The 26,053-nt window shown below is 54.0% G+C and carries 25 protein-coding genes; 5 read left to right on the forward strand and 20 right to left on the reverse strand.

What is annotated here, in order from left to right; translation table 11 throughout:
• Positions 1-2 precede the first annotated feature (2 nt).
• The 3 genes from yidC to F3J37_RS10690 all read left to right on the forward strand — a co-directional run bounded on the left by yidC (position 3) and on the right by F3J37_RS10690 (position 3,921).
• Positions 3-1,649, forward strand: a complete 1,647-nt coding sequence (gene yidC / locus F3J37_RS10680; protein ID WP_038643953.1) for a membrane protein insertase YidC — start codon at positions 3-5, stop codon at positions 1,647-1,649.
• A gap of 141 nt (positions 1,650-1,790) precedes the next feature.
• Positions 1,791-3,155 (forward strand): tRNA uridine-5-carboxymethylaminomethyl(34) synthesis GTPase MnmE, encoded by a 1,365-nt coding sequence (mnmE, locus tag F3J37_RS10685; protein WP_034830015.1) that lies wholly within the window; start codon positions 1,791-1,793, stop codon positions 3,153-3,155.
• 175 nt (positions 3,156-3,330) lie between these two features.
• Entirely contained in the window at positions 3,331-3,921 is a 591-nt protein-coding gene (locus F3J37_RS10690; protein WP_058961702.1) for a malonic semialdehyde reductase, read from the forward strand.
• A gap of 43 nt (positions 3,922-3,964) precedes the next feature.
• Here F3J37_RS10690 and F3J37_RS10695 read toward each other — a convergent pair whose 3' ends face one another.
• Entirely contained in the window at positions 3,965-4,474 is a 510-nt protein-coding gene (locus F3J37_RS10695) for a flavin reductase family protein (RefSeq protein WP_034830017.1), read from the reverse strand.
• Positions 4,475-4,765: 291 nt separating this feature from the next.
• Here F3J37_RS10695 and F3J37_RS10700 point away from each other — a divergent pair, with 291 nt between their 5' ends.
• Complete coding sequence (locus F3J37_RS10700; protein WP_034830018.1) at positions 4,766-5,515, forward strand: 4'-phosphopantetheinyl transferase family protein; 750 nt, start codon at positions 4,766-4,768, stop codon at positions 5,513-5,515.
• 31 nt (positions 5,516-5,546) lie between these two features.
• Here F3J37_RS10700 and F3J37_RS10705 read toward each other — a convergent pair whose 3' ends face one another.
• Positions 5,547-6,860, reverse strand: coding sequence for an NCS2 family permease (locus tag F3J37_RS10705; protein ID WP_058961700.1), 1,314 nt, complete (start codon positions 6,858-6,860; stop codon positions 5,547-5,549).
• A 150-nt stretch (positions 6,861-7,010) separates the two neighbouring features.
• Here F3J37_RS10705 and yieH point away from each other — a divergent pair, with 150 nt between their 5' ends.
• Positions 7,011-7,670 carry a 6-phosphogluconate phosphatase gene (yieH, locus tag F3J37_RS10710; protein ID WP_160833305.1) on the forward strand — a complete coding sequence of 220 codons (660 nt, stop codon included), beginning with the start codon at positions 7,011-7,013 and terminating at the stop codon, positions 7,668-7,670.
• Positions 7,671-7,899: 229 nt separating this feature from the next.
• Here the strand turns inward: yieH and F3J37_RS10715 are convergent, their stop codons facing one another.
• From F3J37_RS10715 to rsmG, 18 genes are all read right to left on the reverse strand, one after another.
• On the reverse strand, positions 7,900-9,138 hold the full coding sequence (locus F3J37_RS10715; RefSeq protein ID WP_045815084.1) for an MFS transporter: 1,239 nt from the start codon (positions 9,136-9,138) through the stop codon (positions 7,900-7,902).
• Between the two features lie 119 nt (positions 9,139-9,257).
• Positions 9,258-9,992, reverse strand: coding sequence for a phosphate signaling complex protein PhoU (phoU, locus tag F3J37_RS10720; RefSeq protein WP_038643963.1), 735 nt, complete (start codon positions 9,990-9,992; stop codon positions 9,258-9,260).
• A gap of 14 nt (positions 9,993-10,006) precedes the next feature.
• Positions 10,007-10,780 (reverse strand): phosphate ABC transporter ATP-binding protein PstB, encoded by a 774-nt coding sequence (pstB, locus tag F3J37_RS10725; RefSeq protein ID WP_034830029.1) that lies wholly within the window; start codon positions 10,778-10,780, stop codon positions 10,007-10,009.
• 44 nt (positions 10,781-10,824) lie between these two features.
• Positions 10,825-11,712 (reverse strand): phosphate ABC transporter permease PstA, encoded by an 888-nt coding sequence (pstA, locus tag F3J37_RS10730; RefSeq protein WP_034830030.1) that lies wholly within the window; start codon positions 11,710-11,712, stop codon positions 10,825-10,827.
• Complete coding sequence (gene pstC, locus F3J37_RS10735) at positions 11,709-12,671, reverse strand: phosphate ABC transporter permease PstC (RefSeq protein WP_034830032.1); 963 nt, start codon at positions 12,669-12,671, stop codon at positions 11,709-11,711. Before pstC ends, pstA begins: the two co-directional genes overlap by 4 nt.
• A gap of 90 nt (positions 12,672-12,761) precedes the next feature.
• Positions 12,762-13,805, reverse strand: a complete 1,044-nt coding sequence (gene pstS / locus F3J37_RS10740; protein ID WP_166933366.1) for a phosphate ABC transporter substrate-binding protein PstS — start codon at positions 13,803-13,805, stop codon at positions 12,762-12,764.
• A 177-nt stretch (positions 13,806-13,982) separates the two neighbouring features.
• Positions 13,983-15,812: a glutamine--fructose-6-phosphate transaminase (isomerizing) gene (glmS, locus tag F3J37_RS10745; RefSeq protein WP_166933368.1), complete on the reverse strand. Its 1,830-nt coding sequence runs from the start codon at positions 15,810-15,812 to the stop codon at positions 13,983-13,985.
• Between the two features lie 244 nt (positions 15,813-16,056).
• Positions 16,057-17,427: a bifunctional UDP-N-acetylglucosamine diphosphorylase/glucosamine-1-phosphate N-acetyltransferase GlmU gene (gene glmU, locus F3J37_RS10750; protein WP_166933370.1), complete on the reverse strand. Its 1,371-nt coding sequence runs from the start codon at positions 17,425-17,427 to the stop codon at positions 16,057-16,059.
• A gap of 265 nt (positions 17,428-17,692) precedes the next feature.
• Entirely contained in the window at positions 17,693-18,112 is a 420-nt protein-coding gene (locus F3J37_RS10755) for a F0F1 ATP synthase subunit epsilon (RefSeq protein WP_034830038.1), read from the reverse strand.
• A 24-nt stretch (positions 18,113-18,136) separates the two neighbouring features.
• A complete protein-coding gene (gene atpD / locus F3J37_RS10760) occupies positions 18,137-19,534 on the reverse strand; it encodes a F0F1 ATP synthase subunit beta (protein ID WP_034830039.1) in 1,398 nt (465 codons plus the stop codon).
• Positions 19,535-19,597: 63 nt separating this feature from the next.
• Positions 19,598-20,464 carry a F0F1 ATP synthase subunit gamma gene (gene atpG, locus F3J37_RS10765; protein WP_034830040.1) on the reverse strand — a complete coding sequence of 289 codons (867 nt, stop codon included), beginning with the start codon at positions 20,462-20,464 and terminating at the stop codon, positions 19,598-19,600.
• A gap of 52 nt (positions 20,465-20,516) precedes the next feature.
• Positions 20,517-22,058 carry a F0F1 ATP synthase subunit alpha gene (gene atpA / locus F3J37_RS10770; RefSeq protein WP_166933372.1) on the reverse strand — a complete coding sequence of 514 codons (1,542 nt, stop codon included), beginning with the start codon at positions 22,056-22,058 and terminating at the stop codon, positions 20,517-20,519.
• A 14-nt stretch (positions 22,059-22,072) separates the two neighbouring features.
• Positions 22,073-22,606, reverse strand: coding sequence for a F0F1 ATP synthase subunit delta (gene atpH / locus F3J37_RS10775; RefSeq protein ID WP_034830043.1), 534 nt, complete (start codon positions 22,604-22,606; stop codon positions 22,073-22,075).
• Between the two features lie 14 nt (positions 22,607-22,620).
• The gene (gene atpF, locus F3J37_RS10780; protein ID WP_034830044.1) at positions 22,621-23,091 is read right to left on the reverse strand and encodes a F0F1 ATP synthase subunit B; all 471 of its coding nucleotides are present in this window, start codon (positions 23,089-23,091) and stop codon (positions 22,621-22,623) included.
• A gap of 107 nt (positions 23,092-23,198) precedes the next feature.
• Positions 23,199-23,438: a F0F1 ATP synthase subunit C gene (atpE, locus tag F3J37_RS10785; RefSeq protein WP_003849523.1), complete on the reverse strand. Its 240-nt coding sequence runs from the start codon at positions 23,436-23,438 to the stop codon at positions 23,199-23,201.
• A 50-nt stretch (positions 23,439-23,488) separates the two neighbouring features.
• Positions 23,489-24,307, reverse strand: a complete 819-nt coding sequence (gene atpB, locus F3J37_RS10790; RefSeq protein WP_034830046.1) for a F0F1 ATP synthase subunit A — start codon at positions 24,305-24,307, stop codon at positions 23,489-23,491.
• An 8-nt stretch (positions 24,308-24,315) separates the two neighbouring features.
• Positions 24,316-24,696: a F0F1 ATP synthase subunit I gene (gene atpI / locus F3J37_RS10795; RefSeq protein ID WP_034830047.1), complete on the reverse strand. Its 381-nt coding sequence runs from the start codon at positions 24,694-24,696 to the stop codon at positions 24,316-24,318.
• 713 nt (positions 24,697-25,409) lie between these two features.
• On the reverse strand, positions 25,410-26,027 hold the full coding sequence (gene rsmG, locus F3J37_RS10800) for a 16S rRNA (guanine(527)-N(7))-methyltransferase RsmG (RefSeq protein ID WP_038643976.1): 618 nt from the start codon (positions 26,025-26,027) through the stop codon (positions 25,410-25,412).
• Between the last annotated feature and the right edge of the window lie 26 nt (positions 26,028-26,053).

A 26,053-nucleotide genomic window follows, 5' to 3' on the forward strand; every position in this document is an offset into this window, starting at 1 on the left:
CGATGGATTCGCAACGCAATCTCTTTCTCATCGCTTTTCTGTTCGTGTCTTTTATGATCTGGCAAGCCTGGCAGACGGACCACGCTCCGCAGCCACAGCAGACTCAGACCACGCAGAACACAAGCAGCGCAGCGGGTGATGCCGCCTCTTCCGGCGTGCCGGCTAGCGGTCAGGGCCAAACGATCACCGTTAAGACTGATGTCCTGTCACTCAGCATCAATACTCGCGGTGGCGATATTGAGCAGGCACAGCTGCTGACTTACCCGGACAAACTGGGTTCAGACGCACCGTTCCAGTTGCTGGAAACCACCCCCGCCTTCGTTTATCAGGCGCAAAGTGGCTTAACCGGTCGTAATGGCCCGGATAACCCGAACAATGGCGCTCGTCCGCTGTTCACCACCACTCAGGATCACTTCGAGATGGCCGATGGCCAGACCGAGCTGCGTGTACCACTGACCTGGACCGATGAAAAAGGTGTGGTTTATACCAAAACCTTCGTGTTCAAGCGTGGCGACTTCGCGGTTAACGTTGACTACAACATCAATAACGCCTCGCAGCAGCCGCTGGAAGTGTCGATGTTCGGTCAGTTGAAGCAGACCATTGATCTGCCGAAGCATCGTGATACCGGCAGCAACAACTTTGCCCTGCACACCTTCCGTGGCGCAGCGTACTCGACCAGCGAAGCGAAATACGAAAAATACAAATTCGATACCATCGCGGATAACGAGAACCTGAACGCCACCACCAGCAATGGTTGGGTGGCGATGCTGCAGCAGTACTTCGCTACCGCCTGGGTGCCGCGTACTCAGGGTAACAACACCCTGTACACCAGCAACCTCGGTAACGGCGTTGCGGCAATCGGTTATAAATCTTCACCGGTGACCGTGGCAGCAGGCGCACAGCAAGACCTGGGCGCGACCCTGTGGTTAGGGCCGGAAATCCAGGACAAGATGGCCGCTATCGCGCCTCACCTGGATCTGACTGTAGATTACGGTTGGTTGTGGTTCATCTCTCAGCCACTGTTTAAGCTGCTGAAGTTCCTGCACAGCTTTATCGGTAACTGGGGCTTCTCGATTATCGTTATCACCTTCATCGTTCGTGGCATCATGTACCCGCTGACCAAAGCGCAGTACACCTCCATGGCGAAGATGCGCATGCTGCAGCCGAAGATTCAGGCAATGCGTGAGCGTCTGGGCGATGACAAGCAGAAGCAGAGCCAGGAAATGATGGCGCTGTACAAAGCAGAGAAAGTGAACCCGCTGGGTGGCTGCTTGCCGCTGGTTATCCAGATGCCTATCTTCCTGGCCTTGTACTACATGCTGTCAGGTTCGATTGAACTGCGTCATGCACCGTTCATTCTGTGGATTCATGACCTTTCCGCGCAGGATCCGTACTACATTCTGCCGGTTATCATGGGTATCACCATGTTCTTCATCCAGAAGATGTCACCGACCACCGTGACCGATCCGATGCAGCAGAAGATCATGACCTATATGCCGGTTATCTTTACCGTGTTCTTCCTGTGGTTCCCTGCGGGTCTGGTGCTGTACTACATCGTCAGTAACCTGGTGACCATCCTCCAGCAGCAGCTGATTTATCGCGGGCTGGAAAAACGTGGTCTGCACAGCCGCGACAAGAAGAAAGCGTAACGTCTGACTGCAACAGCAGCAGCGTATACTCAAGGGGCGGCATTTATGTCGCCCTGTTTTTTTTCAAATTTTGTACCCTAAATAATTCGAGCGCAGCCAACGCCGCTGCAGCTTGAAGTATGACGGGTAAGAGAGAGAATCATGAGCCACAGCGATACTATCGTTGCCCAGGCGACACCTCCCGGCCGTGGCGGCGTCGGCATTCTGCGTATTTCCGGCGCCAAAGCCGCTGACGTCGCGCAAGCCGTGCTCGGCAAATTGCCGAAACCGCGTTATGCCGACTACTTGCCATTCAGCGATGCGGATGGCAGCGTGCTGGATCAGGGGATTGCGCTGTGGTTTCCAGGCCCCCACTCTTTCACCGGCGAAGATGTGCTGGAGCTGCAGGGTCACGGCGGCCCGGTGATTCTGGATCTGCTGCTGAAACGCATCGTGGCGCTGTCGGGTGTACGCATCGCTCAGCCGGGTGAATTCTCCGAACGTGCGTTCCTCAACGACAAACTCGATCTGGCGCAGGCGGAAGCGATCGCCGACCTGATCGACGCCAGTTCAGAGCAGGCCGCGCGTTCCGCCGTGAATTCACTGCAAGGCGCATTTTCCCTGCGCATCAATACACTCGTGGAAGCACTCACTCACCTGCGCATCTACGTGGAGGCCGCTATCGACTTCCCGGATGAGGAGATCGATTTTCTGTCTGACGGCAAAATCGAAGGTCAGCTTAATGCGGTGATCGGCGATCTTGATAACGTGCGCGCCGAAGCGCGCCAAGGCAGCCTGCTGCGCGAAGGAATGAAAGTGGTGATTGCTGGTCGTCCTAATGCCGGTAAATCCAGCTTGCTGAATGCCCTCGCCGGTCGTGAAGCCGCGATTGTCACCGATATCGCTGGCACCACGCGTGACGTGCTGCGTGAGCATATTCATATCGACGGCATGCCGCTGCACATCATCGATACTGCGGGGCTGCGTGAAGCCAGTGATGAAGTTGAGCGAATTGGAATTGAGCGCGCCTGGCAGGAAATCGAGCAAGCCGATCGCGTGCTGTTTATGGTCGATGGCACCACCACCGACGCCACCGAAGCGGCCGCAATCTGGCCTGATTTTGTCGCACGTTTACCGGCACAACTGCCGATTACTGTGGTGCGTAACAAAGCCGATATGACCGGGGAAGTGCTGGGTCTGACAGAAGTGAATGATCACTCACTGATTCGTCTCTCTGCGCGGACGGGGGAAGGCGTGGATGCACTGCGCGACCATCTGAAACAGAGCATGGGCTTCTCTGGCAATATGGAAGGTGGCTTCCTGGCACGCCGACGCCATCTGCAGGCATTAGAGTTAGCAGCCACTCACTTACAGCAGGGTAAAGACCAGCTGCTGGGTGCATGGGCCGGTGAACTGCTGGCGGAAGAGTTGCGTCTGGCTCAGCAAGCACTGAGCGAGATCACCGGTGAGTTCACCTCCGACGACCTGCTCGGCAGGATTTTCTCCAGCTTCTGTATTGGTAAGTAGTCTTTACCCTGTTTCCCCCATCACTGTTTGGTTGGGGGAAACATGCGTCTTTGTTATTTGGCACCCCCTCTCCTTTGCAGTATAACGATCGCTGGCCCGTGCTAAAGCGTATCGGCCTCACCCACGATTCATGCTAAACATTAGGCGCAAGTTGCTGCCTGAACAGGAGAGAAACATGAGTACACCGCTCGACAGCGTGGCGCTGAACGCGCTGTTCAATGACGCTCGCACCCACAGCTACTGGCAGGACAAACCGATTTCTCACGATGTGCTGCAGCAACTCTATAGCCTGACCGCGCTCGGCCCGACTTCAGCCAACTGTTCACCAGGACGGTTCGTGTTTGTCACTTCGCAGGAAGGCAAAGAGAAGCTGAAACCTGCGCTCTCCTCCGGCAACGTGGATAAAACCATGGCGGCACCGGCAACGGTGATCGTGGCGTGGGATCCTGAGTTCTATGAAGCGCTGCCCAAACTCTTCCCGCACGGTGATGCGCGTAGCTGGTTCACCAGCAGCCCGGATTTGGCTAAAGAGACGGCTTTCCGCAATAGCAGCCTGCAGGCAGGATATTTAATTCTGGCGGCGCGTTCGCTGGGGCTGGATGCCGGCCCGATGTCCGGTTTTGACCCGTCAAAAGTCAATGAAGCCTTCTTTAGCGAAAGCAAATGGCAGGTGAATTTACTGATTAATCTGGGCTACGGCGAAGCCAGCAAACTACATGCGCGTTTACCGCGTCTCGGCTTTGATGAAGCCTGCAAATTTGCCTGATTGATTCCAGGCGTCGGGCATTGCGCGACGCCTGTCACTCACATTAACCCAGCGAGTGAAAACCGCTGTTGAAATAGACCATCGGCTCCGCCGCTTCACCTGGCAGTGAAATGCCAACGATGCGCGCCAGCAGCACGCTGTGCGTATTCCACTCCACCACTTTCTCCAGCTGGCAGTCAAAACTCACCAATGCATCAGCCAGCACCGGTGCACCGGTGTTCAGCGTTTGCCACTCACCGCTCTGGAAGCGTTCTGCGCGACGTGCAGACTGACTGAACTGCGCGCATAAATCGTCATGCTGTTCACGCAAGACGTTCACAGCGAAATGGCCAGCATTCACAAATGCGTCGTGGCTGGATGCACTACGGTTAACACACACCAGCAAGCTTGGCGGCTCGGCAGCCAGTGAGCTAACGGAGGTCGCAATCAGACCCAGCTTTTCGCCCTGAAACTCAGTGGTCACTAAAGAAACGCCTGCGGTCAGACGGCGCATACCATGACGAAATTCATCAAGTGAGATTGATTCCTGGCGAGTAAGTGAAGTTACTGACATAAAAAAACTCCGACGTGCATGCTGCTGCGATGGGCACGATTATCTTGAGGTGGATTGTTCACGCACTTAGATGTGCTTTTGGTTGCCCAAATCCTACACTACCTCAGACTTTACGGCACCCCATCCGCGCAAAATCAGCAAAAGCGTTATATGCAAATTCAACTGATGGGATTAGCCGCCGCTTCGGTCTTATCTGATTTTTGGTCATTCCATGTTATGCCGGATGCAAACCTCTGAGAAAATTCCTACAATAGCGCTGATGATTATCTGACCATTTTCACGGAGCGACAGATGGCTAGTCATTTTGTACGTTGGATGGGTAACTCGCCGCTCTCTTCAGAGCTGTTTCGGGTTCCACAGGATGTGATTAACAGCGCCGAGCGCTTCCCTGACAAGCGCCGTAGCCGTTTTCTCGCCGCACGCGAATTGCTGGCTCAGCTGATGCTGCGTGTCTATGGCATTCGTGAACTCCCGCCGCTTGTGACCACCAGCAGCGGACGACCTTGCTTTGCCGATCCTAACCTCCCTGACTTTAGTATAGCGTACGCCGGTAATATGGTCGGTGTGCTGCTGGCGGAAGAAGGCGGACGTGCGGGGTTGGATATGGAGATTGTCCGCGCCCACAGCCGTCAGACGCAGGACACGCTCACGCAGGATCTCTCATCGGGTGAGAAAGCGTGGATCAACGCGCAGCAGGATTTTATGGAAGCGGTGACGCAAATCTGGACGCTGCGCCAGAGCATCCTCAAATTAACCGGTGAAAGTGAGAACGGTGCCGGTTCGCTGCAGTTGCACCCTGCTGCCGGCCGTCTGCGCTCCAGCGTGTTTCCGGATATTCAGGCGGTCTGTGATGCCGAGCCGATGCTGGTGTGGTCGTGCGCGCTCTCTCCGGGCACTGAGCGCTTATGCCTGTGGGAGATTGATGCACAGCAGCAATGGCAGCCATTGCGCGACGTTGAAATGAGCAAACCGAATATTGGCCCGCGCTCGCTGCGTCTGACCAGCCTCACTCCCACACCCCAGGAAATCGGACATCTCTAACAAAACAGGCCGCAATCGCGGCCTGTTGCTTTTAGTGCGCGTCGATAAACGCGATTTTTAGCACAAACAGCAGGGCAACAATCACCACGCACGGGCTGATTTCACGCCAGCGTCCTGTGCCAAGCTTCATCACACAGTACGAGATGAAGCCCAGCGCGATACCTTCGGTGATCGAGAAGCTGAATGGCATCATCGCCGCCGTGACAAACGCCGGGACCGCTTCGGTGAGATCGTCCCAGCGCACGCGTGACAGTGACGCCGTCATCAAGACTCCCACATAGATCAGCGCACCTGCTGCCGCATAAGAAGGCACCATCGCGGCCAGGGGTGACAGGAACATCACCAGCAGGAACAGAATCCCGGTGATGACCGCCATCAAGCCGGTACGGCCACCAATCGCCACGCCGGAAGAGCTTTCGATATACGCCGTCACTGAAGAGGTGCCGATGAGCGAACCGGTCACCGAGCTGATGCTATCAACATACAGCGCCTGCTTCATACGCGGGAAAGTGCCCTTTTCATCGGTCAGTCCGGCCTTATCGGTGACACCGATCAGCGTGCCGGAAGAGTCGAACAGGTTGACCAGCATAAAGGAGAAGATCACTCCCGCCATGCCGATGTTGAACGCCCCTTTAATATCGACCTGACCCACAACTGCGGTCACGGCGGGCGGCGCGGCAAACACGCCGCTGAATTTCACATCGCCAATGGCTAAGCCAATCGCCGTAGTGACCACAATCGATACCAGCACCGCCGCGTGGATATTGCGTGAGGCCAGAATCGCGATAATGAAGAAGCCCAGCGCCCCCAGCAGTACGCTATGCGAGGTCAGGTTCCCGACCGTCACAATGGTGTCGGCATTCGGCACGATGATACCGGCGTTTTTCAGGCCCATCATGGCGATAAACAGGCCGATACCGGCGGTGATGCCGACACGCAGGCTCATCGGGATGTTAGCAATCATCCAGTAGCGCACACGCAGCAGCGTGAGGATCAGCAGACCCAGTGCGCCCCAGAAGATCGCGCCCATACCAACCTGCCATGAGTAACCCATCGCGCCCACCACCACAAACGCGAAGAAGGCGTTCAGCCCCATCGCCGGTGCCAGCGCGACCGGCAAGTTCGCCACCAGCCCCATCAGGATGCTACCAAAGGCCGCTATCAAACAGGTGGTGACAAACACCGCCTGAGTATCCATGCCTGCGGCGCCCAGAATTTGCGGGTTTACAAAGACGATATACACCATCGTCAGGAAAGTCGTGAAACCGGCGATCACTTCGGTGCGCGCGGTTGTGCCGTGTTCCTGCAGCTTAAAGATGCGCTGCAACAAGCCCTGATTGTTCATTCAACTGTCCCGGAAAAAAATTTATCGCCGCGTATCCTATAGATTTTAGCGCAGCAAAACACTGATTATTCGCAAACGGTTGCCGGGGTCGCTTTCTACGCTCAGTGCGCTAGAGTGTCAGCTGGCTGTTTAATAAAAGGATGATGTGCGATGTCAGTTGAATGTGTGTTTTTCGATTGCGACGGTACGCTGGTCGACAGTGAAGTGATCTGTACGCAATCCTACGTCAACACCTTTGCCCAATACGGTATTGAGCTCTCTTTGCAGCAGATGTTTGAGCAGTACAAAGGGGTAAAGCTCTATGACATCGTGCGGGATGTACTGGCGCAGCATCAGAAAGAGGTGCCGTTAGACGAGTTCGAAACGGCGTATCGCGCGGATGTGGCCCGCCTGTTTGACCTCGACCTGAAGCCGATTGCCGGTGCCAAAGCGCTGGTGGAAAGCGTGAAAGTGCCGATGTGCGTGGTCTCGAACGGGACAGTGAAGAAGATGCAGCACTCGCTGGGTTTAACCGGCATGCTGCCCTACCTCGAAGGTCGGCTGTACAGCGGTTATGACATTAACCACTGGAAGCCCGATCCCGAGTTGATGTATCACGCGGCGGAGCAAATGCAGGTGCCGATTGAGAAGTGCATTCTGGTGGATGATTCAGAAGCCGGTGCGCGTGCGGGGATCGCGGCGGGCATTCCGGTATTTTACTACTGCGCTGATGCGCACAATCCGGAGTTGGATCATCCGCTGGTGACGCGCTTTGATGATATGACGCAACTGCCCGCACTGTGGCGCGCACGGGGTTGGGATTTGGTGTAAACCCAGGGCGGCATGAATGTCGCCCCTGCAGAAACCGGCGCACGATGTCCGGGCAATGCAGGATGCAAATCGACTGACCCCAAAAGTGTTACCTCTGTGGTCGGTCTGATCTGTTACCTCTGTGCCCGGTGGAACCTGGTGCTGCCTCTACAGAGGCCGATGTGCGATTTTGATCTGTTCGCAGATCTAATAGGGTGCGCATTTATGCGCACCAGGTAACCTAAACGCCTTAGCCAATCGCGCCCAGTGAATCCTCGTTGCTCTGCTTCTTCGGCAGCAGGAACAGGGTGGCAACAATATCCAGCAGGTAAATCAGCGCCAGCAGCGTGATCGCCGCGGTAAACGAGATTTGCGCCGCCAGCAGACCAATCACCAGTGGACCAAAGCCGCCAACACCGCGTCCGAGGTTAAACAGTACGTTCTGCGCAGTGGCACGCGCCTGCGGTGGGAAGGTGTCGGAGATCAGCGCACCGTAGCCGCCAATCATGCCATTCACAAACATCCCCATGATCGCACCAGTGAACAACATCACAGTAGGATCGCGCAGCTGCGCATACACCACCACCATGGCGACCGCGCCAAACTGGTACAGCAGGAAAATCTTCCAGCGCGCGAAGCGATCGGCCAATACACCAAACAGCCAGATGCCAAAGGTCATGCCCACCACGGTCACCGCCGTCCACAAGCCGGATTTGGTCAGGCTAAAACCAAAGCTGGATGAGAGGTAACTTGGCATCCAGATCATCAGACCGTAATAACCGAAGTTCTGCACTGAGCAGAGGATGAAAATCCCGAGACTGGCTTTGCTGGTGGCGCGATCGGCAAACAGCAATTTGATGCGCGCGGCGAATGACAGCTGTGGCGTCTTCTCAACATGGCGTGTGAAACCCTCCGGCTCCCCCATACTGCGACGAATCACGAAGGACACCAGCGCGGGCAGTAAACCCACCAGGAACATGCCGCGCCAGCCGATCACACTCAGTAGCGGCGGAGTAATAAACGCCGCCAGCAGCACACCGAGCTGCCAGCCGATGCCGACCCATGCCGAGGCGCGATTACGCTTCTCCTTCGGCCAGGCTTCCGCAATCAGCGCCATGCCAATACCAAACTCACCGCCTAAGCCCACGCCCGCCAACGTGCGATAGGCCAACAGATCCCAGTAGCCCTGCGCCACCGCGCACAGCCCGGTGAAGATTGAGAACATCAGGATCGTCACGGTAAGAATACGGATACGACCATAGCGATCGCTGAGATGACCAAACACAATGCCACCGATCACCGCGCCGATCAGCGTCCAGGTGACCAGCGAACCAGCCTGAGAGGGATCGAGCGCCAGCGAGACGCTGATCGCCGGTAACATAAAGCCCAGAATTAACAGATCGAAGCCGTCCATCGCATAGCCACTAATGGCAGCAACCATCGCTTTTGCCGGCGTCACGGCGTTTTTTTTCGTTATTGGGGAAGACATTTAACAGCACCTGGCAGAAAAAAGTGCGCCAAGTATAAAGAGAGGGAATCGCGGAGACCAATCAGAAATGAAGATGGCTGCCTGTTTGCCACAGTGGCAACAGGCAGCCGAAACGGCAATTAGGAGGGTTTATTGCTGCCGTCGTCACCTGACAGCAGTTCATCCAGCTTGTCGCCGCCAACGTGACGGAAATCCTGACCTTTAACGAAATAGAAGATAATTTCGCAGATGTTCTGGCAACGGTCACCGATACGCTCGATAGCGCGGGCACAGAACAGCGCCGTCAATACACTTGGGATGGTGCGTGGATCTTCCATCATGTAGGTCATCAGCTGACGCACAATGCCTTCGTACTCTTTGTCGACCTTCTTATCTTCACGATAGATCTTAATGGCTTCATTCAGATCCATACGCGCGAAGGCATCCAGCACGTCATGCAGCATCTGCACGGTGTGGCGACCCAGAGACTCCAGGCTCACCAGCAGAGGCAGGTGCTGCTGGCTGAACTTCTCCAGCGCCGTGCGGCTGATTTTCTCAGCGACGTCACCGATACGTTCCAGCTCAGAGATGGTCTTGATGATTGCCATCACCAGACGCAAGTCGCTGGCGGTAGGTTGACGTTTGGCGATGATGCGCACGCAGGCTTCATCAATCTCCACTTCCATCATGTTGACCTTCTGATCACCGTCGATGACGCGACGTGCCAGCTCGCCATCCTGGTTGTGCATCGCGGTAATGGCATCGGTAAGCTGCTGCTCAACCATGCCACCCATGATCATCACCTGGGTGCGAATGTGTTCCAGCTCCGCGTTGAACTGACCGGAGATGTGTTTGTTCAGATTCAAATTGTCCATGTGCGTCTCCTGAATCAGCCGTAACGACCGGTGATGTAATCTTCGGTCTGCTTCTGCGCGGGCTTGGTAAACAGTGTATCGGTGTCGCTGAATTCGATCAGCTCGCCCAGATACATGAAAGCGGTATGGTCAGAACAACGCGCGGCCTGCTGCATGTTGTGCGTCACGATCACCACGGTGTAATCCTGCTTCAGCTCGGTGATCAGCTCTTCAATACGACCGGTAGAGATCGGGTCGAGGGCTGAGCATGGCTCATCCAGCAACAGCACTTCCGGGCGAATCGCGATACCGCGTGCGATGCACAGACGCTGCTGCTGACCGCCGGAGAGACTGTAACCGCTCTGATGCAGCTTGTCTTTGGTTTCATTCCACAGCGCGGCTTTGGTCAGCGCCCACTGCACACGCTCGTCCATATCGGCACGTGACAGCTTTTCAAACAGACGCACGCCAAACGCGATGTTGTCATAAATCGACATAGGGAACGGCGTTGGCTTCTGGAACACCATGCCAACGCGTGCGCGCAGCAGGGCGATATCCTGATGGGAAGCCAGAATATTGTCGCCATCCAGCAGAATGTCACCTTCAGCACGCTGCTCAGGGTAGAGCGAGTACATTTTGTTGAAGGTGCGCAGCAGGGTGGATTTACCACAACCTGATGGTCCGATGAAGGCGGTGACCTGGTTCTTCGCGATATCCAGGTTAATGTTCTTCAGAGCGTGAAACTTTCCGTAATAGAAGTTCAGATTGCGAACCTGAATTTTACCGGCAGAAGTCGTTGCCATACTCATTGCTCATCTCTCATGTGCAGCGCCGCCGAAGCCGCGCCGGGAAATTAATGTTTGCCCTTGGCGAAAACCACTCGCGCGACAATGTTCAGCAGCAGCACGCACAGGGTAATGATCAACACACCCGCCCATGCCAGGCTTTGCCACTCGGCAAATGGGCTCATGGCGAATTTGAAAATCGTCACCGGCAGGTTCGCGATCGGCTGCATCATGTCGGTACTCCAGAACTGGTTCGACAGCGCAGTAAACAGCAGCGGTGCGGTTTCGCCCGCGATACGTGCCACGGCAAGCAGGACACCGGTAATAATGCCGGAGACTGAAGCTTTCAGCGTAATGGCCGAAATCATCTTCCACTTCGGCGTACCCAGTGCATAAGCCGCTTCACGCATGCTGTCTGGTACCAGACGCAGCATGTTTTCTGAGGTACGAATCACGATAGGAATCTGCAACAGCGCCAGCGCCACCACACCCGCCCAGCCAGAGAAGTGCTGCATCTGTGCCACCACGATGGTATAGACGAACAGGCCCACCACAATCGACGGTGCTGACAACAGGATGTCGTTGATGAAGCGAATCACTTCCGCCAGCCAGTGCTTACGGCCATATTCGGCAAGATAAATACCGGCCATGATGCCCAGCGGTGTACCGAACACCGTTGACCACAGAATGAGTAACCCACTGCCCGCCAGGGCGTTGGCTAAACCACCGCCTGCGGTGTTCGGTGGCGGGGTCGATTCAGTGAACAGTGACCAGCTCAGACCATCAATGCCTTTGGTGACGGTAGTGAACAGAATCCACACCAGCCAGAACAGGCCAAAGGCCATGGTCAGCATCGACAGCGTCAGTGCCACTTTATTTTTAGCGCTGCGACGTGCCTGCATTTTACGGCGCGAGGCTTCCAGCTCAGCACGAGCATGCATTTCGATAGCGGTCATGAACGGGCTCCTTCACTCTTCGCCAGGCGCAGGATCATCAGTTTGGAGATGGCCAGTACGATAAAGGTAATCACGAACAGAATCAGACCCAGTTCCATCAATGCCGCGACATGCACACCGGATTCAGCTTCAGCGAATTCGTTCGCCAGCGCGGAGGTGATACTGTTGCCCGGCATAAACAGCGAGGCGCTGTCGAGCTGGTAGGTGTTACCGATGATGAAGGTCACCGCCATGGTTTCACCCAGTGCACGACCCAGGCCCAGCATCACACCACCGATTACACCGTTTTTGGTGAACGGCAGCACGATACGCCAGATCACTTCCCACGTGGTGCAACCAATACCGTAGGCGGACTCTTTCATCATCACTGGCGTCTGCTCAAACACATCACGCATGACCGATGCAATGTACGGAATGATCATGATGGCGAGGATCACGCCAGCGGCCAGAATACCGATACCGAATGCCGGGCCTGAGAACAGGGCACCCACAATGGGAATGTTCGACATGATGTTGCCGACCGGTGTCTGGAAGTACTCAGCGAACAGCGGAGCGAAGATAAACAGGCCCCACATGCCGTAAACGATACTCGGGATCGCTGCCAGCAACTCAATTGCGGTACCCAGCGGGCGACGCAACCAGTTAGGTGCCAGTTCCGTCAGGAATAGCGCAATGCCAAAGCTCACCGGCACAGCGATGATTAAGGCAATGATGGAGGTGACGAGGGTGCCGTAGATCGGTACCAGCGCACCAAATTGTTCGTTTGGCGCATCCCAGGTTTTGGTCCATAAGAAGGAAAAACCAAATTTTTGGATGCTTGGCCAGGAAGAGAAAATCAGGGAGACGATAATGCCACCCATCAACAACAACACGATAAGCGCGGAAAGTTTCACCAGCGCGCCGAAAATCATGTCACCTTGTTTACCTGGGGCTTTGAACGTCGGCTTAGTGGCAGCCATAAGTTTCTCGGTTCTCAGAGGAAGTTCAGGGCGGCATACCATGCCGCCCATCGGGTTGGTCAATCAGGGGAGACTGACCGGGTCATTCGCTTACTTGTAAATCGCTTTGCCTGAGCTGTCTTTGATGTTCGCTTTCCAGGCAGTACGAATCTGGTTAGCAACGCTTTCTGGCAGCGCAGCGTAATCCAGTGCGGTTGCAGTTTTGCTGCCGCCTTTGTAAGCCCAGTCGAAGAACTTCATCACTTCAGCACCTTTAGCCGCATCAGCCTGCTCTTTGTAGATCAGGATGAAGGTGGTAGAAGAGATTGGCCATGCATCGGCACCTTTCTGGAAGGTCAGGTCTTGAGCGAAAGATTTGCTCCAGTCTGCGCCTTTAGCAGAGTTTGAGAAGCTGGTTTCGCTTGGCGTTACCGGCTTGCCATCTGCATCCATCAGCTTGGTATAGGTCAGGTTGTTCTGCTTAGCGTAAGCGTACTCAACGTAGCCGATTGAACCCGGCAGACGCTGTACGAAGGCTGCAACGCCGTCGTTACCTTTACCGCCCAGACCGGTTGGCCAGTTAACGGTGTTGCCTTTACCAATTTTGCTGTTCCAGTCTGCGTTGACTTTAGACAGGTAGCTGGTGAACACGAAAGAGGTACCTGAACCATCTGCGCGGCGAACCACGTTGATGTTGGTGTCTGGCAGTTTCACGCCTGGGTTCAGTTTAGTGATCGCCGGGTCGTTCCACTTTTTGATGTTACCCAGGTAGATATCGCCAACGGTTTTGCCGTCCAGCGTCAGTTCACCTGATTTAATACCTGGGATGTTAACGGCCAGTACCACGCCACCGATTACGGTAGGGAACTGGAACAGACCATTTTTATCCAGATCGGCATCACTTAACGGCGCATCAGACGCACCGAAATCGACGGTTTTAGCGATGATTTGCTTAACGCCGCCTGAAGAACCAATACCCTGATAGTTGATTTTGCTACCGGTGGCTTGCTGATACTCTGCTGCCCACTTGGCATAAACCGGTGCCGGGAATGTACCGCCAGCGCCAGTCAGGTCGGTGGCTGCAAAAGCAGATACCGCGCTTACTGCGAAGGTGGCGGCGAGGATTCGGGCTACGGATGTACGCATCAGTGTCATGTTCCCTCCAGGGGATTTAAAAAAAATCAGGCTCAATGCCATTTTAGTTGGAGTCAGTGATTGCTGCTGGAGGGAAAATAGGACAGTTTGATGACAGTGAAATGTACGAAATATGACAGTTATATGACACCGTTTAAAAAGCAAGCGGACCCGTTGCAGGCCCGCCCTTTTTATAGATTATTCAACAGTAACCGATTTTGCCAGGTTACGGGGCTGGTCAACGTCGGTGCCTTTAATCAGCGCAACATGATACGAAAGCAGCTGCAACGGCACGGTATAGAAGATCGGTGCTATCACCTCTTCGACGTGTGGCAGTGAGATAATTTTCATGCCTTCGCTGTCGGTGAAACCCGCATCCTGATCGGCAAATACATACAGCAAACCGCCGCGCGCACGCACCTCTTCAATGTTCGATTTCAGCTTCTCCAGCAGCTCGTTATTCGGCGCAACGACGATCACCGGCATATCGGCATCAATTAGCGCCAGCGGGCCGTGTTTCAGCTCTCCGGCGGCGTAGGCTTCTGCGTGAATATAGGAGATCTCTTTCAGCTTCAGCGCGCCTTCCATCGCGATCGGATACTGATCGCCACGGCCCAGGAACAAGGCATGATGCTTGTCAGAGAAACCTTCAGCCAGGTTTTCAATCACTTTATCCTGCGCCAACATCTGCTCAATGCGGCTTGGCAATGCCTGCAGCGCATGCACAATTTCGTGCTCGGTTTCTGGCTTCATGCCATGCAGACGACCCAGTTTTGCCACCAGCATCAGCAACACCGCCAACTGCGTGGTGAAGGCTTTCGTTGAGGCCACACCAATTTCGGTGCCGGCTTTGGTCATCAGCGCCAGATCGGATTCACGCACCAGCGAAGAGCCGGCAACGTTACAGATGGCCAGCGAACCGAGATAACCCAGCTCTTTAGACAAGCGAAGCGCGGCCAGCGTATCGGCGGTTTCACCCGATTGCGACAGGGTGATCAGCAGACTGTTTTTACGCACAGCGGATTTGCGATAGCGGAATTCGGAGGCGATTTCCACATCGCAAGGAATGTTGGCCAGCGACTCAAACCAGTAGCGCGACACCATCCCGGAGTTATACGAGGTACCGCAGGCGATAATCTGGATGTGCTCAACCTTACTCAGCAAGGCTTCGGCATTGGCACCCAGTTCGCTGAGATCGATCTGCCCATGATTAAAACGACCAGTGATGGTGTTTTTAATCGCGTTCGGCTGCTCATAGATCTCTTTCTGCATGTAGTGACGATAGGCACCTTTATCACCAGCATCGTACTGCGCCGTGGATTCGATTTCCGCGCGTTTGGCTGGCTTGCCATCACGATCGATGATGGTGACTTCACGGCGCGTAATCTCGGCGATATCGCCCTCTTCCAGGTACATAAAGCGGCGGGTCACCGGCAGTAGCGCCAGTTGGTCAGAAGCAATGAAGTTTTCACCCACGCCACGGCCAATCACCAGCGGGCTACCTGAACGCGCAGCCACCAGCACGGATGGATCGCGGCTGTCCATGATCACCATGCCATAAGCACCGCGCAGTTGCGGGATCACGCGCAGTACCACTTCACGCAATGTGCCGCCCTGCTTCTGCTCCCAGTGCACCAGATGCGCCACCACTTCGGTGTCCGTTTCTGAGGCAAACTGGTAACCGCGTTCGATCATCTGCGCACGCAATGGCTCATGGTTCTCAATGATGCCGTTATGCACAATGATAATGTGCTCAGAGACATGCGGATGCGCATTGGCTTCTGATGGCTCACCGTGGGTTGCCCAACGCGTATGAGCAATACCAGTGCCACCAATCAGTGGCTGCTGCTCTGCGGATTCGGCCAGATTAGCCACTTTGCCAAGACGACGCAGACGCGTCATATGTCCCTGGCGATCGACAACGGCCAGACCCGCAGAGTCATAACCGCGATACTCAAGACGACGCAGACCTTCCAGCAGAATTTCTGCGATGTCACGCTGCGCTACTGCACCAACAATTCCACACATAATAGTTTCCTGACTTCATGGCTTTCGGCCATTGCATTGTCTTCTGACCTGATTATTCCCCGAGCCTTGTAGAGAGTGGGGGATCTACCCTTCATACATCAAATTTCAGGTGCGTTGGCTACGCGCATTCACCTCAGTCACTGACTTCAGTCAGCTCCTGAGGATTCGCGCTTGCCGCCTTTCTGAAACTCGAATGAGTTCGGGTAGTTTTTTTCACGGGCCGATCTTTGCCGGCCCTTAAAATTTATTTTTTCTTAACCGGACGCTGCCAGCCAGACTTCTGATTCTGTTCTTTGCGGTTGTAGACCAAATCGGCGGCGGTGACATCTTTCATTACCGTGGTACCTGCCGCGATGGTCGCGCCAGCCGCGACGGTGACCGGGGCCACCAACTGGGTATCGGAGCCGACAAATACGTTGTCGCCGATAATGGTTTTCGATTTATTCGCGCCATCGTAGTTACAGGTGATGGTACCTGCACCGATATTCACGCCCGCACCAATTTCGGCATCGCCAAGATAGGAAAGATGGCCGGCTTTAGAACCTTTGCCCAGCGTGGCTTTTTTCATCTCAACGAAATTACCCACGTGCGCCTCTTCCGCCAACTCGCTGCCAGGACGCAAACGTGCGAATGGCCCAACGGTGCAGGCAGCGGCTAAAGTGGCATCTTCGAGGACTGAATAAGGGCTGATTTCACAATCATCACCAATAACGCTGTTTTTGATGATGCACCCAGCGCCAATTTTGACGCGGTCGCCCAATGTCACGGTGCCTTCAATGATAACGTTGGTATCGATCTCGACATCACGCCCATGTTGCAGCGAACCGCGCAGGTCGAAACGCGCAGGATCGCGCAGCATGACGCCCGCCAGCAGCAATTGTTCTGCCTGCTCGCTCTGATAGGCACGCTCCAGCGTGACCAGTTGCAGGCGGTTATTCACACCATCGGTCTCACTGATACGCGCAGGATGTACCGCGTTGATCACGCGACCTTCGTGATGCGCCATGGCGATGATATCGGTGATATAAAACTCGCCTTGAGCATTGTTATTGTTGAGCTGCGCCAGCCAGCGTTTGAGGTCGCCGCCGTTGGCAATCAGGATGCCGGTGTTAATTTCCTGAATCTTAAGCTGTTCTGCTGAGGCATCTTTCTGCTCAATGATGCCGATCACCGTGCCGTTTTCACGCACGATGCGACCATAGCCGGTAGGGTTGTCTAACACCACGGTGAGCAAACCGATTCCACCTTCAGGTTTCGCTTCACGCAAACGCTGTAAAGTGGCTTGCGAGATCAGCGGCACATCGCCGTACAGCATCAGGATGTCTTCGTCATCGGCAAAGAAAGGTGCTGCCTGCTGCATCGCATGGCCGGTACCCAGCTGTTCAGCCTGCAGTACCCAGTTCAGGGTGTTGTGGGCCAGTTTATCTTGCAGCAGATCGCCGCCGTGACCGTACACCAGATGCACCTGCTGGGCACCCAGACCGGTCGCGGCATCGATCACATGCTGAACCATCGGTTTGCCTGCCAGGGTGTGCAGTACTTTGGGCAGATCGGAATACATACGGGTGCCTTTGCCAGCGGCTAAAATCACCACACTCATTGCGCTTGTAGACATAACTATCCTGACTCAATTTATCTTTCGAAAGTGTAAGGTTTACCCCTGAGATTACTACATTTTTCTCGGACCGAAATTAGCGGATAAAGATGAAAGGGTGATTGGAGATAAAACCAGTGCCGGCCTGGGCATCACGCGATGCATTTTGCCGATGAAATCGGGCAGAGCAAGACAACATCGCCCTCCCCCAAAGCAGGATGATTTATCGCGCGCAAAAAAAATGCCAACCCAATGGGGCTGGCATTTCGTGACGCATAAAGCCTGATTACATCGCTTTCTTGGTCAGCTCGATTACACGCAGTTTCGCGATAGCTTTCGCCAGTTCCGCAGAGGCCTGAGCATAGTCCACATCACCGTGGCTGCTGTTCATGTGCTCTTCTGCTTTACGTTTCGCTTCCAGCGCGCGCGCTTCGTCGAGGTCTTCACCGCGAATCGCGGTGTCGGCCAGAACGGTCGTGCTGCCCGGCTGTACTTCCAGCACGCCGCCAGAGAGGTAGATATACTCCTCTTCGCCGTGCTGTTTCACGATGCGAATCATACCAGGCTTGATGGCTGTCAGCAGCGGGGCGTGGCCAGGGTAAATACCCAGCTCACCTTCGCTACCTGACACCTGGATGCGCTCAACCAGACCGGAGAACATTTGTTGCTCCGCGCTGACAACGTCCAGATGATAAGTCATAGCCATACTATTCCTCCTGGGAAACCGTTATTACAGTTTCTTCGCTTTTTCTACAGCTTCTTCGATAGCGCCGACCATGTAGAACGCCTGCTCTGGCAGGTGGTCGAATTCGCCTTCCATGATGCCTTTGAAGCCACGAATCGTGTCTTTCAGGGTCACGTACTTACCTGGAGAACCGGTGAAGACTTCAGCAACGAAGAACGGCTGAGACAGGAAGCGCTGAATCTTACGCGCACGTGCCACCAACAGTTTGTCTTCTTCAGACAGCTCGTCCATACCGAGGATGGCGATGATGTCTTTCAGTTCCTGGTAACGCTGCAGCAGAGACTGCACGCCACGCGCAACGTCGTAGTGCTCCTGACCCACGATCAGTGGATCCAGCTGACGGCTGGTTGAATCCAGCGGGTCAACGGCTGGGTAGATACCCAGAGAGGCGATCTGACGGCTCAGCGTAACGGTTGAGTCTAAGTGAGCAAAGGTGGTTGCTGGTGATGGGTCAGTCAAGTCATCCGCAGGAACGTAAACGGCCTGTACAGAGGTGATTGAACCCGTCTTAGTGGAGGTAATACGCTCCTGCAACACACCCATCTCTTCTGCCAGCGTTGGCTGGTAGCCTACCGCAGATGGCATACGACCCAGCAGTGCTGATACTTCAGTACCGGCCAGGGTGTAACGGTAGATGTTGTCGATGAACAGCAGAACGTCACGGCCTTCATCACGGAATTTCTCCGCCATGGTCAGACCGGTCAGTGCTACGCGCAGACGGTTACCCGGCGGCTCGTTCATCTGGCCATACACCAGCGCTACTTTATCGATAACGTTGGAGTCAGTCATTTCGTGGTAGAAGTCGTTACCCTCACGAGTACGTTCACCCACACCAGCAAATACCGAGTAACCTGAGTGCTCAGCCGCGATGTTACGGATCAGCTCCATCATGTTTACGGTTTTACCTACACCCGCACCACCGAACAGACCGACTTTACCGCCCTTAGCGAACGGACACATCAGGTCGATAACCTTAATGCCGGTTTCCAGCAGCTCTTGCGAGTTAGACTGATCTTCATAAGAAGGCGCAGCACGGTGAATAGAGGAAACCTCTACGGTGGTGCCGTCGTCATTCTGCAGGTCGCCTTTCATGTCGATTGGTTCGCCCAATACGTTCATGATACGGCCGAGGGTTGCTTTACCAACCGGTACCTGGATCGGTTTTTTCAGGTCGGTAACTTGCAGACCGCGCTTCAGGCCGTCAGAAGTACCCATGGCGATGGTACGAACCACGCCACCACCCAGCTGCTGCTGAACTTCCAGCACCAGACGAGCGTCACCATTTTGAACCTCAAGCGCGCTATATACCTGCGGTACCGCGTCCTGAGGGAATTCGACGTCAACTACGGCGCCGATAATCTGGACAATCTTTCCAGCTGCCATCTTGAATCCTCTACCTAATACGAGAATATCCGGCCGCGCTCGCGCGACAGGATATATGCCTGGTTAAACCGCGGAGGCTCCCGAGACGATCTCGGTAAGTTCCTGGGTGATGCTGGCCTGACGAGCTTTGTTGTAAACCAACTGCAGCTCTTTGATCAGGTTTCCGCCGTTATCGGTTGCTGCTTTCATTGCCACCATACGTGCAGCCTGCTCACTGGCCAGGTTTTCCACCACACCCTGATAAACCTGCGATTCGACATAACGGCGCAGCAGGGTATCCAGCAGCGCTTTCGGATCGGGTTCGTACAGGTAATCCCAGGTCTTCGCCTTCATCTCTTCTTCACCTTCCGCTGGCGGTAACGGCAGCAGTTGGGTAATGGTCGGAGTCTGAGACATGGTGTTATTAAACTTGTTGCTGACGATATACAGCTTGTCGATGCGGCCTTCATCATAGGCCTGCAACATCACTTTTACCGGGCCGATAAGATCAGACAGTGCAGGCTTGTCGCCCATACCAGTGACCTGTGCCACGATGTTGCCACCGACAGAGCCGAAGAATGAATTGCCTTTAGAACCAATAACGGCCAGATCGCTCTGTACACCTTTATCAGCCCAGCCCTTCATATCTGCCAGCAATTTTTTGAACAGGTTAATGTTCAAACCACCACAAAGCCCGCGGTCAGTCGAAACGACCAGGTAGCCGACGCGCTTAACGTCACGCTCATCCAGGTAAGGGTGCTTGTATTCCAGATTACCGAGAGCAAGGTGACCAATCACTTTGCGCATGGTATCTGCATACGGACGGCTGGCCGCCATGCGTTCCTGCGTTTTACGCATTTTGGAGGCGGCGACCATTTCCATCGCTTTGGTGATCTTCTGCGTATTTTTTACGCTTCCAATCTTGGTACGTATCTCTTTTGCACCGGCCATTAGCTTCTCCTCAAAGCCTTGCGGCCTGCCTTTTCAGACAAGCCGCCAGACATTACCAGGACTGGGTTGCTTTAAACGTTTCGAGGAGGCCTTTCAGCTTCTCTTCGATTTCGTTATTAAAGTTGCCCGCTTGGTTGATTTCAGCCATCAGCTCGGCGTGATCGCGGTCTGCGAACGCCAGCAGAGCGGCTTCGAAGCTGCCGATTTTCGCCAGTTCAACGTCGTTCAGGAAGCCGCGCTCAGCAGCAAACAGCACCAGACCCTGTTGCGCGACAGACATCGGCGCATACTGTTTCTGTTTCAGCAGCTCGGTCACTTTCTGACCGTGGCTCAGCTGTTTACGCGTTGCATCGTCCAGATCGGATGCGAACTGAGAGAACGCAGCCAGTTCACGATACTGTGCCAGCGCGGTACGGATACCACCGGACAGTTTCTTGATGATCTTGGTCTGTGCAGCACCACCAACACGGGATACAGAGATACCCGGGTTAACGGCTGGACGAATACCGGAGTTGAACAGGTTCGATTCAAGGAAGATCTGACCATCAGTAATCGAGATTACGTTGGTCGGAACGAACGCAGAAACGTCACCCGCCTGAGTTTCGATGATTGGCAGCGCGGTCAGAGAACCGGTCTGGCCTTTCACATCACCGTTAGTGAAACGCTCAACGTAGTCAGCGCTTACGCGTGATGCACGCTCCAGCAGACGAGAGTGGAGATAGAACACGTCGCCTGGGAATGCTTCACGACCTGGTGGACGGCGCAGCAGCAGTGAAATCTGACGGTAAGCAACAGCCTGCTTAGACAGGTCATCGTATACGATCAGGGCATCTTCACCGCGGTCACGGAAGTACTCACCCATTGCGCAACCGGCGTATGGCGCCAGGTATTGCAGTGCAGCGGATTCAGAAGCAGAAGCCACAACGACGATGGTGTTAGCCAACGCGCCGTGTTCTTCCAGCTTACGTACCACGTTAGAAATGGTTGACGCTTTCTGGCCAATCGCAACGTAGACACACTTGATGCCTGAATCGCGCTGGTTGATGATGGCGTCGATTGCCATTGCGGTTTTACCGGTCTGACGGTCACCGATGATCAGCTCACGCTGGCCACGGCCGATTGGAATCATCGCATCGACAGATTTGTAACCGGTCTGAACAGGCTGGTCTACTGACTGACGGTCGATAACGCCCGGTGCAATCACTTCAACCGGCGAGAAGCCGTCGTTGTCGATTGCGCCTTTACCGTCGATCGGTGCACCCAGGGTGTTCACCACACGGCCCAGCAGGCCACGGCCAACTGGAACTTCAAGAATACGGCCAGTACATTTAACCTTCATGCCTTCGGCGAGGTCAGCGTACGGGCCCATCACTACTGCACCAACCGAGTCACGCTCGAGGTTCAGTGCGATAGCGTAACGGTTGCCCGGCAGGGCAATCATCTCACCCTGCATCACATCGGCCAGGCCGTGTACGCGGATGATACCGTCACTTACAGAAACAATAGTACCTTCGTTGTGAGCTTCGCTCACCACATTGAACTGAGCAATGCGCTGCTTGATCAGTTCGCTGATTTCGGTGGAATTCAGTTGCATATGCTCCAGTCCCCTTAAGACTGCAAGACGTCTGCCAGACGATCAAGACGGCCGCGTACGCTACCATCAATGACCAGGTCACCCGCACGGATAACCACACCTGCCATTACAGACTTGTCAATTTTGCAATTCAGCTTAACTTTGCGTGACAGACGTTTTTCCATCGCGGCGCTGATTTTACTCAGCTGGCTGTCACTCAGGGTACTGGCAGAAATCACATCCACTTCGGCGGTCGCTTCATAAGCGTCACGCAGTTGGATGTACTGTTCCAGTACCGCTGGAAGTGCTGTCAAACGTCCGTTTTCCGCCATTACCTTAATCAGGTTCTGAGCGGGTTCATCAAGTTGATCGCCACATACCGCGTTGAAAGAAGCAGACAAAGCTTCCGGCGCGAGCGCACCGGAAAGAAGATCTGCCATCTGTTCGTTGCGAGCCACTTCAGCGGCAAACGCCAGCATGGTCTGCCAACGATCGATACTTTGATGCTCAACAGCAAAGTCAAAAGCTGCTTTGGCGTAGGGGCGAGCTACAGTAATCAGATCAGACATCAGCCCCTCCCTCCTTACAGTTCAGCGACCAGTTTATCAACGATGTCGCTGTTAGCAGCTTCATCCACGGAACGTTCGATGATTTTCTCGGCGCCAGCTAATGCCAGCAACGCGACTTGCTTACGCAGCTCTTCACGGGCACGTGAACGCTCGGCTTCGATTTCTGCCTGCGCTTGTGCCACGATGCGGTTACGTTCAGTCTCAGCTTCGGTTTTCGCTTCGTCCAGAATCTGTGCACGGCGTTTGTTCGCCTGCTCGATAATGACCTGAGCGTCTTCTTTCGCTTTTTTCAGCTGGTCGGTCGCATTGGCCTGCGCGAGATCTAAATCTTTCTTCGCGCGCTCAGCAGAAGCAAGGCCATCAGCAATTTCTTTCTGACGCTTCTCGATGGCAGCCATGATCGGCGGCCATACGTACTTCATGCAGAACGCGACAAACAGAATGAACGCGATGGCCTGGCCGAGGATTGTTGCATTAATGTTCACAGCACAATGCCTCTTATTAAGTTAACTTGCTCTGCCGCTATCAGCGATAAACGGCAGAATCCGTTCCTCATCACACCGGGTGCCATGAGTGAACAAGGCTACCAGGTTTAGGCGACCGCAAACATCACGTAGAGACCCAGACCTACAGCGATCATTGGGATTGCATCCACCAGACCCATTACAACAAAGAACTGCGTACGCAGCAGAGGAATCAGATCCGGTTGACGCGCAGCGCCTTCCAGGAATTTGCCTCCGAGGATGCCGATACCGATCGCAGCACCGATTGCCGCCAGGCCCATCATCACAGCGGCAGCCATGTACAGCAGATCCATATTCAGGTTTTCCATGACAGTCTCCAGTTTGTTTCAGTTAAAAGCTTAGTGTTGAGATAAAAAAATCAATGTTCTTCAGATGCCATCGACAGATAGACGATCGTGAGGACCATGAAAATGAAAGCCTGCAGCGAAATGATCAGGATGTGGAAAATGGCCCATGGCACATTCAACACCCACTGCGACCACCACGGCAGCAAGCCGGCAATCAGGATAAAGATCAGTTCACCCGCATACATGTTGCCGAACAGTCGCAGACCGAGTGAAACCGGTTTAGACAGCAGGCTAACACCTTCAAGAATCAGGTTGATTGGGATGAAGATCGGGTGATTAAAAGGCTGCAGCGTCAGTTCTTTGGTGAAGCCGCCAATGCCTTTCATTTTGATGCTGTAGAACAGAATCAAAATAAAGACGCCCAACGCCATAGACAGCGTGATGTTCACATCTGCAGACGGCACAACGCGCAGCGCTGGCAGGCCAAGATAGTGCTCACCGATAAACGGCAGCAAATCGATAGGCAGCAGATCCATGAAGTTCATCAGGAAGACCCAGACAAAAATTGTCAGAGCCAGCGGGGCGATAAGTTTGCTTTTACCGTGGTACATGTCGCGAACGTTGTTATCAACGAAACCGACAACCAGTTCGATAGCCGCTTGAAGTTTCCCTGGCACACCGCTGGTGGCGCTTTTTGCCACTTTACGGAACAACACCAGGAAAAGCAGTCCCAGTACCACAGAGAAAAACATGGAATCGATATTTAATACCCAGAACGTCGCAGGAGCGTCGTGCGGATTCACCAACTCGAAAGTACGCAGGTCCAGCTGAAGGTTATTCAGGTGGTGACCTATGTATTCTTGCGGAGTAGAGATTTCTCCAGCAGCCATGATGCCTCTTACCCTTTGTTGTTAATTACAGCCGGCGCGACGATCTGCACCACCAGCACCGATAACCAAGTGATTGCGAGAGGCCAGAAGACCGCTCCAAACACACCTAACGCCACCATGAGAAGAATGACTGTCGTGAAGACCTTCAACACTTCACCGAGGGCGAAGCTCCAGGCCACACGACCTTTGGCAGGCGTTTGATCCTGCAGGCGCCAGGCTAAAAACATAAACAACACATTCGGCAGCCAGGCTGCCGCTCCACCCGCGATGGCGGAGGCGCCCCAGATAACATCTTTCAGAGTAAAGAGTGCACCGATGATGACAAACGTCACCAGCTGGATCACCAGCACGGTCCGGGCTAATTTCACACTGTAAAGAGACACTGACATGGCGTTGAACTCTCCTGCCCCGAACGGGGTATGTCGCGTGTCGTATAAGACTGCCTTTACTCATTTGAGTCAAGCAGCAAAAGCCGTGCAAATTATACGGGCGCCACCTGCGATTTCAATCGGTAAGTAGCGAAAAGGTGAACAATTATTTAAATTTCTTTCTGGAGGGCTATTTTTCAAAACATCACCTTCCACTATGACTCAGCTAAATCGCTGAAATTGCCTTGTTGGCTTGCTTTTAAAGCGTGCTTCAGATCACATTATAGGCAATAGGCTGGCGAATGAATTTGTTTTAAGCATGAATTTTAAGATTTCAAAAGTGATGAAAGCTGTTTTTTATCATAACGATAGAATTATCCATTCGGTATCAGGTCATGATTTTCGATAAAAACACTCTATTGACATCGTACATCGCAATAAAAACGTAAAACTGATATTACGCACGCCGATTTATTGCAGAGTTATATTTTCTGACGTGACTATTTGCGCAGGTAAATACAGCCAATAAAGTGATCTAACTGATAATGAAATGTGAAATGTTCGTTAAATGTAACAGAGCTTTTCGGATAATTTCCGTGGCGCTTGTTAACCGTCTCACCCTGCCCTGCCGAATAAAAGCTTTTGACTAAAAGTGTTCAACTGCTGTTTTTTTATTCAGGACGTTTTCACTGACTAAAGGTGCGGTTGGTGTTAAATCCGCACCTTCTTTATGGCTATTGGCGAGACAGCACCACTAAATGACGTTCACCATCCAGTTCTGGCACATGCAGTGATTCAATCTTCTCCACCACAAAGCCCGCAGGCAAGGCTGAAATTTCATCATCCGGACGCACCCCCTTCAGTGCGTAGAAGCGGCCTGAGGTGCCCGGTAAATGATGGCACCAGTTCAGCATGTCTTCCAGCGAAGCAAAGGCACGGCTGATAACGCCATCAAACGGTGGTTCTGCGGGGAACTCTTCCACACGACTTTGTACCGGGGTGATGTTAGTGAGCCCTAACTCATGTTGTACCTGACGCAGGAAACGGATGCGTTTTCCCAGGCTATCCAGCAGCGTAAAATGCGCCTGCGGACGGACAATGGCTAACGGAATCCCTGGCAGACCCGGCCCGGTGCCCACATCAATAAAGCGCTCGCCTTGTAAATGCGGTTCGACGACCACGCTGTCGAGAATATGGCGCACCAGCATCTGCTGCGGATCGCGCACCGATGTCAGGTTGTACGCCTTGTTCCACTTATGCAGCAATTCTACATAGCCGACGAGCTGCTGTTTTTGTTGATCGGTAAGTGAAATATTTGCCGCATCGAGCAGCTGGGAGAGTTTGTTAATCACAAGGAACGTTCCATAAACGGGGGCGA

This window comes from Candidatus Pantoea communis, assembly GCF_011752685.1.
Lineage (GTDB): Bacteria > Pseudomonadota > Gammaproteobacteria > Enterobacterales > Enterobacteriaceae > Pantoea > Pantoea communis.